This window comes from Pseudomonas sp. RGB (assembly GCF_007713445.1).
GTDB lineage: Bacteria > Pseudomonadota > Gammaproteobacteria > Pseudomonadales > Pseudomonadaceae > Aquipseudomonas.
The window spans coordinates 306,758-321,351 of sequence record NZ_VMSH01000003.1 but is presented as its reverse complement, the minus strand read 5'-3'; the positions used below and the strand labels follow the sequence as shown (position 1 = coordinate 321,351).

9 protein-coding genes and 1 pseudogene are annotated in these 14,594 nt (G+C 61.3%); all 10 read right to left on the bottom strand.

All coding sequences use genetic code 11. The features are described 5' to 3' along the window. Positions 1-17: 17 nt before the first annotated feature. Positions 18-1,085 (bottom strand): uroporphyrinogen decarboxylase, encoded by a 1,068-nt coding sequence (gene hemE / locus FPT15_RS08510; RefSeq protein WP_106577532.1) that lies wholly within the window; start codon positions 1,083-1,085, stop codon positions 18-20. A gap of 241 nt (positions 1,086-1,326) precedes the next feature. Then, a complete protein-coding gene (locus FPT15_RS08505; RefSeq protein ID WP_003171228.1) occupies positions 1,327-2,745 on the bottom strand; it encodes an FAD-dependent oxidoreductase in 1,419 nt (472 codons plus the stop codon). A gap of 32 nt (positions 2,746-2,777) precedes the next feature. Then, a complete protein-coding gene (gltB, locus tag FPT15_RS08500) occupies positions 2,778-7,223 on the bottom strand; it encodes a glutamate synthase large subunit (RefSeq protein ID WP_145159996.1) in 4,446 nt (1,481 codons plus the stop codon). A gap of 348 nt (positions 7,224-7,571) precedes the next feature. Next, positions 7,572-9,140: an SPOR domain-containing protein gene (locus tag FPT15_RS08490; RefSeq protein WP_145159992.1), complete on the bottom strand. Its 1,569-nt coding sequence runs from the start codon at positions 9,138-9,140 to the stop codon at positions 7,572-7,574. Positions 9,141-9,150: 10 nt separating this feature from the next. After that, on the bottom strand, positions 9,151-10,251 hold the full coding sequence (aroB, locus tag FPT15_RS08485; protein WP_145159990.1) for a 3-dehydroquinate synthase: 1,101 nt from the start codon (positions 10,249-10,251) through the stop codon (positions 9,151-9,153). Between the two features lie 124 nt (positions 10,252-10,375). After that, positions 10,376-10,894, bottom strand: a complete 519-nt coding sequence (aroK, locus tag FPT15_RS08480; protein WP_145159987.1) for a shikimate kinase AroK — start codon at positions 10,892-10,894, stop codon at positions 10,376-10,378. A gap of 4 nt (positions 10,895-10,898) precedes the next feature. Then, positions 10,899-12,152, bottom strand: a pseudogene (locus tag FPT15_RS08475) (type IV pilus secretin PilQ); the annotation flags it as partial. A 141-nt stretch (positions 12,153-12,293) separates the two neighbouring features. Continuing rightward, positions 12,294-13,265, bottom strand: coding sequence for a pilus assembly protein PilP (locus FPT15_RS08470; protein ID WP_145159983.1), 972 nt, complete (start codon positions 13,263-13,265; stop codon positions 12,294-12,296). Beyond that, a complete protein-coding gene (locus FPT15_RS08465; protein WP_145159981.1) occupies positions 13,262-13,813 on the bottom strand; it encodes a PilN domain-containing protein in 552 nt (183 codons plus the stop codon). The genes FPT15_RS08470 and FPT15_RS08465 overlap by 4 nt, the downstream gene beginning before the upstream one ends. After that, positions 13,813-14,466: a type IV pilus assembly protein PilM gene (gene pilM / locus FPT15_RS08460; RefSeq protein ID WP_145159979.1), complete on the bottom strand. Its 654-nt coding sequence runs from the start codon at positions 14,464-14,466 to the stop codon at positions 13,813-13,815. The genes FPT15_RS08465 and pilM overlap by 1 nt, the downstream gene beginning before the upstream one ends. Positions 14,467-14,594 lie beyond the last annotated feature (128 nt).

The following is a 14,594-nucleotide window of genomic DNA, read 5'->3' as shown; positions in this document are numbered from 1 at the left end:
CCAGATTGGTTTTGCGTTTATTCGTGATACTGGGCGGACAACTCGTGCACCGCGCGCAGGAACGCGCCGGCATGCTCGGGATTCACTTCCGGGGTGATGCCATGGCCCAGGTTGAACACATGCCCGGTGCCCTTGCCGTAGCTGGCCAGGATGCGGCCGACTTCGGTGCGGATCGCTTCAGGCTTGGCGTAGAGCACGGTCGGGTCCATGTTGCCTTGCAGCGCGACTTGGTTGCCAACGCGACGACGGGCTTCACCGATGTCGCAGGTCCAGTCCAGGCCCAGCGCATCGGCGCCCGCGTCGGCGATGCTTTCCAGCCACAGGCCGCCGCCTTTGGTGAACAGGATGACCGGCACTTTGCGGCCTTCGTGTTCACGGATCAAGCCGCTGACGATCTTGCGCATGTAGGCCAGGGAGAATTCCTGATACGCCGCCGCCGACAGGTTGCCACCCCAGGTATCGAAAATCTGTACCGCTTGCGCGCCGGCCATGATCTGGCCGTTGAGGTAGGCGGTAACCGACTGCGCCAGTTTATCCAGCAGCAGGTGCATGGCCTGTGGGTTGTCGTAGAGCATGGCTTTGGTCTTGCGGAAGTCTTTCGACGAGCCGCCTTCGACCATGTAGGTGGCCAGGGTCCACGGGCTGCCAGAGAAACCGATCAGCGGCACACGGCCATTGAGCTCGCGGCGGATGGTGCTGACCGCGTCCATCACGTAGCCCAGGTCTTTGTGCGGATCGGGGATCGGCAGGGCTTCGATGTCGGCCAGGGTGCTGACGACTTTCTTGAAACGCGGGCCTTCGCCGGTTTCAAAGTACAGGCCTTGGCCCATGGCGTCAGGGATGGTCAGGATATCGGAGAACAGAATGGCCGCGTCCAGTTGTGGGTAGCGGTCCAGGGGCTGCATCGTGACTTCGCAGGCGAACTCCGGGTTCATGCACAGGCTCATGAAGTCGCCGGCGTGGGCGCGACTGGCGCGGTATTCCGGCAGGTAGCGACCGGCCTGACGCATCATCCACACGGGCGTGACGTCTACGGGTTGCTTGAGCAGGGCACGAAGGAAACGGTCGTTCTTGAGGGCAGTCATGTCGGCATCCGCAAAAAAAGTGCGGGCATTTTCTCAGAGCGCGACGCAAAAGGCACGGAGTGAGCCGTGCCTTTTGTCTATCGGGTCAATTTGTCGCGGACATGGAAGCGCTGCAAAACCAATGTGGGAGGGGGCTTGCCCCCGATTGCAGTGTGTCAGTTTCAGTCTTTGTCACTGAACCACCGCTATCGGGGGCAAGCCCCCTCCCACATTTTGATCCCATTTCAGCTCGGGATCGGGATTAGACCTGCAAGTAATCCAGGATCCCTTCAGCGGCATTGCGCCCTTCGAAGATCGCGGTTACCACCAGGTCAGAACCGCGCACCATATCGCCACCGGCGAAAATTTTCGGGTTGCTGGTCTGGTGCTTGTACTGGCCTTGTTCCGGGGCCACGACGCGGCCCTGGCTGTCGGTCTGGATTTCGAACTGCTCGAACCACGGCGCCGGGCTTGGGCGGAAACCGAAGGCGATGACCACGGCGTCGGCCGGGATGATTTCTTCGGAACCCGGGATCGGCTCGGGGCTGCGACGGCCACGGGCATCCGGCTCGCCGAGACGGGTCTCGACCACTTTCACGCCTTCAACACGGTCCTCGCCGACAATGGCGATCGGCTGGCGGTTGTAGAGGAATTTCACGCCTTCTTCCTTGGCGTTCTTCACCTCTTTGCGCGAGCCGGGCATGTTGGCTTCGTCACGACGGTACGCACAGGTCACCGACTTGGCGCCCTGGCGAATCGAGGTACGGTTGCAGTCCATCGCGGTGTCGCCACCGCCCAGTACCACAACCTTCTTGCCTTTCATGTCGACGAAATCTTCCGGCGACTTTTCAAAGCCCAGGTTGCGGTTGACGTTGGCGATCAGGAAGTCGAGCGCGTCATACACGCCCGGCAGGTCCTCACCGGCAAAGCCGCCTTTCATGTAGGTGTAGGTGCCCATGCCCATGAACACCGCATCGTATTCGGCGAGCAGTTGCTCCATGGTGATGTCTTTGCCGATTTCGGTATTGAGGCGGAACTCGATACCCATGCCGGTGAACACTTCACGACGGTTGCTCAGTACGGTTTTTTCCAGCTTGAACTCGGGGATGCCGAAGGTCAGCAGGCCACCGATTTCCGGGTTCTTGTCGAACACCACCGGTGTCACGCCGCCACGCACCAGCACGTCGGCGCAGCCCAGGCCCGCCGGGCCCGCACCGATGATCGCAACACGTTTGCCGGTCGGTTTGACCTTGGACATGTCCGGGCGCCAGCCCATGGCGAACGCGGTGTCGGTGATGTACTTCTCCACCGAACCGATGGTCACCGCGCCAAAGCCGTCGTTGAGGGTGCAGGCACCCTCGCACAGACGATCCTGCGGGCACACCCGGCCGCACACTTCCGGCAGGGTGTTGGTCTGGTGCGACAGCTCGGCGGCGGCGAGGATGTTGCCCTCGGCCACAAGCTTCAGCCAATTGGGAATGAAGTTGTGCACCGGGCACTTCCATTCGCAATACGGGTTACCGCAACCCAGGCAGCGGTGGGCCTGGTCGGCCGAGTGCTGGGGTTTGAAGGGTTCGTAGATTTCCACGAACTCTTTCTTGCGTTGACGCAACAGTTTCTTCTTCGGATCTTTGCGCCCGACATCGATGAACTGGAAGTCGTTATTCAGACGTTCAGCCATGTTAAAACCTCATCAAACTCTTCAGGCGCATATCACTGCGGGTTGGCACGGATGCTGGAAAGCAACGATTTCAGGTTGGCAGCCTTGGGCTTGACCAGCCAGAAACGACGCAGGTAGTCATCGAGGTTTTCAGCGAGGTTACGACCCCATTCGCTGTTAGTTTCCTCGACATATTCGTCCAGCACATGCTGCAAGTGGTTGCGATAGGATTCCATCGCTTCGCCGCTGATCCGCTGGATCTCGACCAACTCGTGGTTGACCTTGTCGACAAAGGTGTTGTCCTGGTCGAGCACGTAGGCGAAACCGCCAGTCATGCCCGAGCCGAAGTTGTAGCCAGTCTTGCCCAGCACCGCGACAAAACCACCGGTCATGTATTCGCAGCAGTGATCGCCCGTGCCTTCCACCACGGTGTGGGCACCGGAGTTACGCACCGCGAAACGCTCACCGGCCGTACCGGCTGCAAACAGCTTGCCGCCGGTTGCGCCGTACAGGCAGGTGTTGCCGATGATGGCACTGTCTTGAGTCTTGTAGACGCTGCCGACTGGCGGAACGATCACCAGCTTGCCGCCGGTCATGCCCTTGCCCACGTAGTCGTTGGCGTCACCTTCCAGGTACATGTGCAGGCCGCCGGCGTTCCACACGCCGAAGCTCTGGCCCGCAGTGCCCTTGAAGCGGAAGGTGATCGGCGCCTTGGCCATGCCCTGGTTGCCGTGCTTGCGCGCAATTTCGCCGGAAATGCGTGCGCCGATGGAACGGTCGCAGTTGCAGATATCCAGGGCGAATTCGCCACCGCTGGCGTCGTTAATCGAGGCGCTGGCCATGTCGACCATCTTCTCGGCCAGCAGGCCTTTGTCGAACGGCGGGTTGCGGTCCACCTGGCAGAATTGCGGCTTGTCTGCCGGGATGTGATCGCTGCCCAGCAGCGGCGTCAGGTCCAGGTGTTGTTGCTTGGCGGTCTGGCCTTCGAGGATGTCGAGCAGGTCGGTACGCCCGATCAGTTCTTCGAGGGAGCGCACGCCCAGCTTGGCCAGCCACTCACGGGTTTCTTCGGCGACATAGGTGAAGAAATTCACCACCATGTCGACGGTGCCGATGTAGTGATCCTTGCGCAGCTTCTCGTTCTGAGTCGCCACGCCGGTGGCGCAGTTGTTCAGGTGGCAGATGCGCAGGTATTTGCAACCCAGGGCGATCATTGGCGCGGTACCGAAGCCGAAGCTTTCGGCGCCGAGGATCGCGGCCTTGATCACGTCGAGGCCGGTTTTCAGGCCGCCGTCGGTCTGCACGCGCACTTTGCCGCGCAGGTCGTTGCCGCGCAGAGTCTGGTGGGTTTCCGCCAGGCCCAGTTCCCACGGCGCACCGGCGTACTTGATGGAGGTCAGCGGCGATGCGCCGGTGCCGCCGTCGTAGCCGGAGATGGTGATCAGGTCGGCATAGGCTTTGGCCACGCCAGCGGCAATGGTGCCCACGCCGGCTTCCGCGACCAGTTTCACCGAGACCAACGCCTGCGGGTTGACTTGTTTCAGGTCGAAAATCAGCTGCGACAAGTCTTCAATCGAGTAGATGTCGTGGTGCGGCGGCGGCGAAATCAGGGTCACGCCCGGCACCGCATAACGCAGCTTGGCGATCAGGCCGTTGACCTTGCCGCCTGGCAGTTGCCCGCCTTCACCCGGCTTGGCGCCCTGGGCGACTTTGATCTGCAGCACTTCGGCGTTGACCAGGTATTCCGGGGTGACACCGAAACGGCCGGTCGCGACCTGCTTGATTTTCGAGCTCTTGATGGTGCCGTAGCGCGCCGGGTCTTCACCGCCTTCGCCGGAGTTGGAACGCGCACCCAGGCGGTTCATGGCTTCGGCCAGGGCTTCGTGAGCCTCAGGCGACAAGGCGCCGAGAGAAATACCGGCGGAGTCGAAACGCTTGAGGATCGATTCCAGCGGCTCGATCTCGTTGATGGCCAGCGGCGTGTCCAGGGTTTTCACCTTGAACAGGTCGCGGATCATCGACACCGGACGGTTATCCACCAGCGCGGTGTATTCCTTGAACTTGGCGTAGTCGCCCTGCTGCACGGCGGCTTGCAGGGTGCTGACCACGTCCGGGTTGTAGGCGTGGTATTCGCCACCGTGCACGAACTTGAGCAGGCCGCCTTGCTGGATCGGCTTGCGCGCGCTCCAGGCTTCGGCTGCCAGGGCTTTCTGCTCGGCTTCGATGTCGACGAAACGCGCACCCTTGATGCGGCTCGGCACGCCACGGAAGCTCAGCTCGCAGACTTCTTCGGACAGGCCGATGGCTTCGAACAGCTGCGCGCCGCGGTAGGACGTGACGGTGGAGATGCCCATCTTCGACAGGATCTTCAGCAGGCCCTTGGTGATGCCTTTGCGGTAGTTCTTGAACACCTCATAGAGGTCGCCCAGCACTTCACCAGTGCGGATCAGGTCACCGAGCACTTCGTACGCCAGGAACGGGTACACCGCCGACGCGCCGAAGCCGATCAACACCGCGAAGTGGTGCGGGTCACGGGCGGTGGCGGTTTCAACCAGGATGTTGGAGTCGCAACGCAGGCCTTTTTCGGTCAGACGGTGGTGCACCGCACCGGTCGCCAACGAGGCGTGGATCGGCAGCTTGCCCGGCGCGATATGGCGGTCGGTCAGCACGATCTGAGTACGGCCGGCGCGCACGGCTTCTTCGGCCTGATCGGCGACGTTACGCACCGCGGCTTCAAGGCCCAGGCTCTCGTCGTAGTTCAGGTCGATGATCTGGCGGTCGAAGCCTGGGCGATCCAGGGTCATCAACGAACGCCACTTGGCCGGAGACACCACCGGCGAGCTGAGGATCACACGCGAGGCGTGCTCAGGCGATTCCTGGAAGATGTTGCGCTCGGCACCGAGGCAGACTTCCAGCGACATCACGATGGCTTCGCGCAGCGGGTCGATCGGCGGGTTGGTCACCTGGGCGAACTGCTGGCGGAAGTAGTCGTACGGCGTGCGCACGCGCTGGGACAGCACGGCCATCGGCGTGTCATCGCCCATGGAGCCGACGGCCTCGTAGCCTTGCTCGCCGAGCGGACGCAGCACTTGGTCGCGCTCCTCGAACGTGACCTGGTACATCTTCATGTATTGCTTGAGCTGGTCGACGTCGTAGAAAGCCGAGCCGTGATCGTTGTCTTCCATGGTCGCCTGGATGCGCAGGGCGTTCTTGCGCAGCCATTGCTTGTAGGGGTGACGCGACTTCAAGCGGTTGTCGATGGCATCGGTGTCGAGGATCTGCCCGGTTTCGGTGTCCACGGCCAGGATCTGGCCAGGGCCGACGCGGCCTTTGGCGATCACGTCTTCAGGCTTGTAGTCCCACACGCCGATTTCCGACGCCAGGGTGATGAAACCGTTGGTGGTGGTGACCCAACGCGCCGGGCGCAGACCGTTACGGTCGAGCAGGCACACCGCGTAGCGGCCGTCGGTCATGACCACGCCCGCCGGGCCGTCCCACGGCTCCATGTGCATCGAGTTGTACTCGTAGAACGCACGCAGGTCCGGGTCCATGGTTTCGACGTTCTGCCACGCTGGCGGAATGATCATGCGCACGCCACGGAACAGGTCGATGCCGCCGGTGACCATCAGTTCGAGCATGTTGTCCATGCTCGAGGAGTCCGAACCCACGCGGTTGACCAGCGGGCCGAGCTCTTCGAGGTCCATCAAATCGTTGGCGAACTTGGTGCGACGGGCCACGGCCCAGTTGCGGTTGCCGGTGATGGTGTTGATCTCGCCGTTGTGGGCGAGGAAGCGGAATGGCTGGGCCAGCGGCCATTTCGGCAGGGTGTTGGTGGAGAAGCGCTGGTGGAACACGCAGATCGCGGTTTGCAGGCGCTCATCGCTCAGGTCTGGATAGAAGGCGGTCAAGTCCGCCGGCATCATCAGGCCTTTATAAATGATGGTTTTGTGCGAAAAGCTGCAGATGTAGTGGTCGGTGTCGGCGGCGTTGGCCACCGACGAGCGACGACGCGAGGTGAACAGCTTGATCGCCATGTCCTGGTCGCTCAGGCCTTCGCCTGCGATGAACACTTGTTCGATCTGCGGCAGGCGCTCCAGGGCCAGGCGGCCGAGCACGCTGGTGTCGATTGGCACTTTGCGCCAGCCAACCAGTTGCAGGCCGGCAGCCAGGATCTCGCGGTTCATGTTTTCGCGAGCGGCTTCGGCTTTAACCGGGTCCTGGTTGAAAAACACCATGCCCACGGCGTACTGCTTGGGCAGGTCGACCGCAAATTGCTCTTTTGCGACAGCACGCAGGAACCGGTCGGGCTTTTGAATCAGCAAGCCGCAACCGTCACCGGTCTTGCCGTCGGCGTTGATCCCACCGCGGTGGGTCATGCAGGTCAGGGCCTCGATGGCCGTTTGCAAAAGGGTATGACTGGGCTCGCCCTGCATGTGGGCTATCAGGCCGAAACCGCAGTTATCCTTGAATTCATCGGGTTGGTACAGACCTGCTTTCATAGACACTTTCTCACCAGGCTGCCTCTTATAACGAGGCAAATTTCTTTTCAATTCAACCGGTTACCTTCCACGCCGAACGTACGCCGGCTTAGCGGGGGCAAAAGGGAGGTCATTGTACACACCGACACGAACGCTCACAAATTTAACGACGAAATGTCGCAAATCTATGTCGCATTTATGAAAGGTTTAAAACGATATGCTGTGCTAGTCAAAACTTTTTTAATTTTGACCGCTACGACTCAAAAGCAACTGGCGCAGACACCACAAAGCGCGCGGCCTTCAGGGCTGCACGCTTTTGTAGTTTTTTGAGGTGCCGGGAGAGGCGGCCTGGGTAAGGCCGCCGAATCTTCAGCGAGTTGTTGCCAGTTCCTGTTGGACGCTGGCGACAGTGCGAGGCCAAGGTTTACCAGCCTGAACCTTCGCTGGCAAGGCCTTGATAGCGGATTCCGCTGCTGCACGGCTGGAGAAGTTGCCGTAGGTGATCACGTAGAGAGGCTTGCCGTTGAGCACTTTCTTGAAATAACGGTACTCACCGCCCTGCTCTTTCACGAACGCCTGAGCGTTGGCTTCGGAGCTGGTGCCGAGGATCTGCACCACGAAGTTGCCGGTTGGCTGGCTGGTGTACCAGCTGCTGCCGGCGCCGCCTGCCTTGGCGACGGTTGCCGCAGGTTTCTCGGCAGGCTTGGCAGCCGGTGCCGGCGCTGGCTTGGCGGCTGGCGCCGGTGCGACAGGCTTGGTCACCGGCGCTGGCTTGGCGGTGGCGACAGTCGGTGCAGGGGTCGGCTTGGCAACCGGAGCTGCCGGCTGACCGGCTGGCACGCCCGCAGGCGGCGCGGTAGTGGTTACGGTCGGCGGCGTGGCGCTGGAGCCCTCCACCGGCACACCGTCGTCGCCTTCGGAAATGCCACCGGCTTCTTCGGCGAGCGGGCCACGCATTACCGGCTGGCCAACCATCGGCAGGTTGGTCGGTTGGCCGGAGTTGGCGAATTCGACGTTTGGTGTGGGCTTGCCCAGTGGCAACTGCGCCTGTTCGGTTGGCGCGCCGGCGGTGGTGGGCGCCTTGCTACGGCCAGGGATCAACCAGGCGGCGGCGACAGCGACCACGACAACGGCGGAAATAGCCAATACGTGCTTCTTAGGCATAGTAAACCCCATCTTTGGACGCTTAACCGCAGAGCGGCTTGCAATCATGGCTTCGATCAAGGCATCCCGGGCAACCTGGTTGATGGTGCCAGGCCAGCCGTCGGAGCTTTCGTGAATATCAGAGATCTGCGCAGCGGAGAAAAGTTCGATACCGGCCCCGGCGCCCTCAAGGCGTTGCGCCAGGTATTCGCGGGTTTCTTCCTCTTCGTACGGCTGCAATTCGATAACGTGAAACAGCTCCTGATCACCGCTGATCTGCTCCAGATCGGCGATCAACGACGACTCGCCAAACAGGAACACGTGCGGGCGGCCTTCAGGCGTGCCCGCAGCCAGCGCTAACAGCGCCTCCAGGGCGGATTCGTCGAGCTGCTCGGCGTCGTCCACCAGCAGGTAGACTTCCTGGCCGGTCAGGCCCAGCTGCACCACTTGCTTGAGGATCGCGTTCGGCTCGGCATTGGATACGTTCAGCGCCTGGGCCACTTGGCGCAATACGCCCGCCGCGTCACCGGCACCGCGGGCCGACACCACCACGCTCTGTACCGATTGCTTGTTGGTGCTGGCGACCAGTGCCTGGCGCAGCAGGGTCTTGCCGCTGCCCAACGGCCCGGTGACCACCAGCAACAGCTGACTGTAGCGCGCCAGATGGTGCAACTGACCAAGCACCGGCTTGCGCTGGGCAGGGAAAAATTTGAAGCCAGGTACCCGCGGAGCAAAAGGGTCGTGGCTTAACTGGTAATGGCCGAGGAACGCCTCGTCGGCATGCAAACTAGTCATCGGGATCTTATTAACCTTTAAGCTGGGCCAGGGCGCGGTAATCCGCTCCCAGCGTGGCCTGTAAAATCTCTTTCGGATAATCGTCGGTCACTACCGCTTCGCCTATGTGGCGCAGCAGCACCAGTCGTAGGCGACCGTCGATCACTTTCTTGTCTATTGCCATATGTTCGAGGAAATCCGCCTCGGTCATCTCCTCAGGAGGAACAACCGGCAAACCGGCGCGCTGGAACAGGCCAATACCCCGATCCCGCTCCTGGGCACTGATCCAGCCCAGGCGTTGCGACATCTCCAACGCCATCACTGTGCCAGCCGCTACGGCTTCCCCATGCAACCACACACCATAGCCCATGTGCGTTTCGATCGCATGGCCGAAGGTGTGACCCAGGTTCAAAGTGGCGCGTACGCCGGACTCCCGCTCGTCGGCATTCACCACCAGCGCCTTGGCGGCGCAGGAGCGGGAAATCGCTTCGGTAAGTGCCACTTGATCCAGAGCGCGCAGGGCGTCCATATGCTCCTCAAGCCAGGTCAGGAACGGCTCGTCGCAGATCAGCCCGTACTTGATGACTTCCGCCAGGCCCGCCGACAGCTCGCGCGGTGGCAACGTGTTCAGCGTCGCGGTGTCGATCAGCACGGCCTGGGGCTGATAGAACGCACCCACCATGTTCTTGCCCAGCGGGTGGTTGATGCCGGTCTTGCCACCTACCGACGAATCGACCTGGGACAGCAAGGTGGTCGGCACCTGGATAAAGTCCACGCCGCGCTGATAACAGGCCGCCGCAAATCCGGCCATGTCGCCGATCACACCGCCGCCCAGGGCGACTACCGTGGTCCGGCGGTCATGACGCGCAGTCAGCAGGCCATCAAAGATCAGTTGCAGGGTTTCCCAGTTCTTGTGGGCCTCGCCGTCAGGCAGGATCACCGAAATCACCGAGTACGCCGCAAGGCTGCGGCTCAGGCGCTCAAGATACAGCGGCGCGACCGTTTCATTGGAGATGATCGCCACTTGCCGACCGGCAATATGCGGGGCGAGCAACTCGGGCAGGTCCAACAAACCCTCGCCAATATGGATTGGGTAGCTGCGCTCGCCTAGATCGACCTTAAGTGTCTGCATGTGTCCCCGCGTGAAGATGGATATACGATCGGCAACGCTCGGATCTGACGCTGCCTGATGGCTCTACGCCACACCTCGAAGGCTGTTAGCGCGCCGCCGAGAATAGCGCATTTCGGGTCTGGCTTTAACGGGGTGGCAGCTGCTGTAAACGCTCGAGAATGTCGAGAACGACCATTCGCGGCGGCCGCTCATCGGTTTCCACCACCAGATCGGCAATTTCCCGATACAGCGGATCGCGCAGCGCCAGCAAATCCCGCAGGGTTTTTGCCGGGTCAGCGGTGCGCAACAATGGGCGATTCCGGTCGCGGGCGGTGCGCCCCACTTGCTGCTCGACTGACGCATGCAGGTAGACCACGCGCCCACCGGCATGCAGCGCCCGGCGGTTTTCATCGCGCATGACAGCGCCGCCGCCGGTGGCCAATACCAAGCCGTCGCAACCGCACAGCTCGGCAATCATCGCCTGCTCGCGGTCGCGAAAGCCCAGTTCGCCTTCCTTATCGAAGATCCATGGGATATTGGCGCCCGTGCGCAATTCAATTTCCTTGTCGGAATCTTTGAATGGCAGGCGCAGCTCTTTGGCCAGCAAACGGCCGATGGTGCTTTTTCCAGCCCCCATCGGTCCTACAAGAATCAAATTTCGCACAGAATCAACGACTCACAGCAATCGCCTGGTTATTCATAATACGCGGAGTCAGGAATACCAGCAGCTCGGATTTTCTTTCCGCCATCACATCGCGCCGGAAAAGGCGGCCAAGATACGGCACATCGCCTAAAAATGGCACTTTATCTACCACTTTGCTTTGGGTGTTGGAGAAAACGCCACCGATGACGATGGTCTCGCCATCCTTGACCAGCACCTTGGCGTTGACTTCGTTTTTCTTGATCGGCGGCACGTCGTTGAGCTTGTTCAGGTAGTCGGGCTCATCCTTGGTGACCTTGACCTCCATGATCACCCAGCCATCGGGGGTGATTTGCGGGGTCACCTCCAGCGATAGCGAAGCCTCCTTGAACGACACTGAGGTGGCGCCACTGGAGCTGGATTCCTGATAGGGAATCTCGGTGCCCTTGAGGATCCGTGCCGTTTCCTTGTCGGAAGTGACCACCTTGGGCTGTGAGACGATTTCGCCGTTGCCGGTTTTCTCCATGGCCGTCAGTTCAAGGTCCAGCAACAGGTTGTTGGTGATATAGGCGATGCCCAAGCCCGATGTACCGGTGAGCGCTCCCATGTCGACAAATGGCGAACTGACAGGGTTCTGCGGTGGCTCGGCACCGGCGGCCAAGGGTTTGCTGATGCCTCCAGCGCCCCAATTGGCACGGTTGAGTCGCCCTCCCCAGCGCACGCCGAGGCTTTTGTCGTAATCAACATTGGCCTCGACGATCCGTGCCTCGATCATCACTTGGCGCACCGGGACGTCCAGCTGCGCCACAATCCGGCGCAGCTCTTCGAGGCGCTCGCCAGTCTGGTAGGCAATGATGTTATTGGTGCGGTCATCCACTGCCACGGAACCGCGCTCATCGCCGGCGCCTTCAAGGCCTGTCACCGACTGGAACAGCTTGGCCAGGTCCGCCGCCTTGGCGTAGTTGACCTGCAACAGCTCCCGGCGCAAAGGCGCCAGCTCGGCAATCTGCCTGCGCGATTCCAGCGTGAGCAATTCACGCGCAGCCAGCTCATCGGCCGGTGCCACCAGCAAAACGCCGGCCTTCACCCGCTTATCCAGCCCTTTGGTCTGCAATACCAGGTCCAGCGCCTGGTCCCAGGGCACGTCCTTGAGCCGCAAGGTGATGGAGCCTTGCACTTCATCGCTGGCAACCAGGTTGAGCCCGGCGACATCGGCAATCTGCTGCAATACCGCACGCACATCGATGTTCTGGAAATTGAGGTTCAGCTTGGCGCCGTGGTAGGTGCCTGGCGCCGCGCTGCCAGGCGGCGGCAGCTGGATCAGGTCCACACGAGTGGGCACAGCGAATGCCGTCGGTGCCGTGAACGCTATCCATAGCGCCACACCGAAGGACGAGAAAGTCCATTTCATTGTTTGATTCCGTTATGAGTTGAGTTTCAACACGAGGGTTCGCGGGCGCTCCAGCCACGCGCCCTGTTTATCGCGGAACAGCTCCGCCAGTTCGATGTAGCCGTCATGAATGGCCGTGACCTTGCCGTGGTTCGGCCCCAGGTAGTCGCCAACGGCCAGCCGGTGCACCGTGGAGGCCACACGCAACAGCGCAAAGCTCTGCTCCCCACGGGACAGCGTACCGACCATCTCGAACTGGTCGATGGCGACCTTTTCCAGGGCGCCGCGGACCCGGGCAAGGTCAGGCGCCAGCACCGGGCGTCCGGGCAGATGATTAACCTGCAATGCGACCGGCTGGAACGGGTCACGCAAGGAAAATGCGTCGTAGACAAATGCTGGCGCCGACTCGAAAACCGAGTCAGGTTCGCCGCGCAGCGACGTGCTCCGGTAGGTCTTCACCAACATGCCAAGGCGCAGCAACGACCCTTCGGAACGAAGCGTGATGTCATGCACGGTAACAATCCGAGACAAGCCGCCCAACGCACTCACGAAGGTAGCCAGGTCGTGGTAAGCCCCAAACACATCGACCTGCACCGGCTCCTCGATGTAAAACGGCCGAGTTTGCTCGTCCAGCACCGTGACACCTTCAACCACCACGCCGTTGGCAGCCACCAGCCGCGCCATTTCATCCAGCAGGGCTGGCATGTCAGGTGCGCCAGACAACTGCCCTAAGCCCCCATCGGTTTTTTCCTGCATCACCTGAGCCGGGTGGGTGCTGCCCTCAAGGCGGGTGGCCAGATCGACCTTCTGAACGAGCAGCTGTTGTAAGACCTTTTCCTGCGCCTCCCACTCGTGCAAACGCTCGCGTGACGGGCTCAAATAAACGCTATCGCCCACCGCCAGCACCAAGCCTGCCAGCGCACAGCCCAGCAGAAGCTTGCCCGGCAAGGGCCATTTCGAAGCGTTGTGACAGAACGTGGAAAAGTCGAGCCTGGGCAGGCTCAAGGCTGAGCCTCGGTGGATTCCCCCTGGCGCACCATCAATTGGAATTCGTTACCGCCCCGCTCGCCCTCTGCCCGCACATGCTGAAGCCGAGTGGCATGGGTGCCTTGCGAGGCTTCCAGGCGGCGCATCAGTTGAGCAATGTCCTGGCTGGACTCGGCACTGCCGCTGACACTGATGGTGTCGCCGTTCGCCACCACTTCATGCAGATGGACACCCGCGGGCACCGCGCGGGCCAGTTGATCAAACATCTGCGCGCTGGAAGAGCGGGCATCATGCAGGTCCTGCACGACTTTCATGCGCGCGGCCAGTTGCTGGCTTTGCTCCTGCAAGTCGTCGATGGTCTTGATGCGCGAATCGACGACAGTCACTTCTTTGCTCAGATGGTTATTGCGTGCGCCCTGCCGGTCGATGGCCTGGTCAATCACCTGGTCCGCCAGCCATAACGCCGCGAAGGCCGCACAGGCGAACGCCAGCAAAAACATCAGAAAGTATTTGCGACGCCGGTCCGCCAGGGCTTGGCGCCAAGGCAAAAGGTTGATTCTTGTCATCAAGCGAAACTCCTCAGGGCCAACCCGCAAGCAATTCCCATCCCGTGGGCATCCACGGCCCATTGTGTGCCATCGACTTGATGACCCGGCGTGAAGCTGGCGAAATCCTGACTGCAAGCGCGCTCCAATGCAAACCCTTCGACATCCACCACCCGTGTCACGAGCCCCGCCAGGGCCAAAACCGCAGTGCGCGCCTCGACCTGCTCCCTCAAGCAGGCAGCCAGTAAAACCTCGACCCGGGCCGGATCCTGGGCCGAAGGGCCACGCACCTGAAAATCGATGGCCACATCATCCAGCGGGTAAGGAATGTACTGGTCGGCTTCCATCTGGATCTTCCAGACCATCTCTTCATCACTGAGCCCGGCCTCCATGTCGATGACCCGCGTGATGACCGAAGGGCCCGCTACAGCGACGGCCGCCTGCCGAGCAGACGTACGCAGCCGGGATAACGCCAGGTGCAAGGCTCGCCCTGCCTCTTCAAGGTCCAACAAGGTGCCGTCGACCATCGCATTCGGCGGCAACACCTGGGTGCTGTAGCCCTGCACCCGGTAACCCGCGGCCGAATGGCCCAGTTCTATCAGCTTGATGCCCGTGTCATTGATGTCGACGCCCAGCAGGGTGTCGGTTTTGCGCCTGAAAAATCCTTTTCTCATAAAACTCCCCAAAACTTTGCCTGTCATACCGCCTGATTGCCGCCGGCCATCGTGCATTCGGTCGACTTGTTTGAGTGGCGTGAATGACGCCCCAAGCCGAAAAATGCTTTAATGCCCAGCGTTTTTTC

Coding starts and splice junctions, on each gene's coding strand:
- hemE (WP_106577532.1), bottom strand. CDS start 1,085: ATGACTGCCCTCAAGAACGACCGTTTCCTTCGTGCCCTGCTCAAGCAA.
- FPT15_RS08505 (WP_003171228.1), bottom strand. CDS start 2,745: ATGGCTGAACGTCTGAATAACGACTTCCAGTTCATCGATGTCGGGCGC.
- gltB (WP_145159996.1), bottom strand. CDS start 7,223: ATGAAAGCAGGTCTGTACCAACCCGATGAATTCAAGGATAACTGCGGT.
- FPT15_RS08490 (WP_145159992.1), bottom strand. CDS start 9,140: ATGACTAGTTTGCATGCCGACGAGGCGTTCCTCGGCCATTACCAGTTA.
- aroB (WP_145159990.1), bottom strand. CDS start 10,251: ATGCAGACACTTAAGGTCGATCTAGGCGAGCGCAGCTACCCAATCCAT.
- FPT15_RS08465 (WP_145159981.1), bottom strand. CDS start 13,813: ATGACAAGAATCAACCTTTTGCCTTGGCGCCAAGCCCTGGCGGACCGG.
- pilM (WP_145159979.1), bottom strand. CDS start 14,466: ATGAGAAAAGGATTTTTCAGGCGCAAAACCGACACCCTGCTGGGCGTC.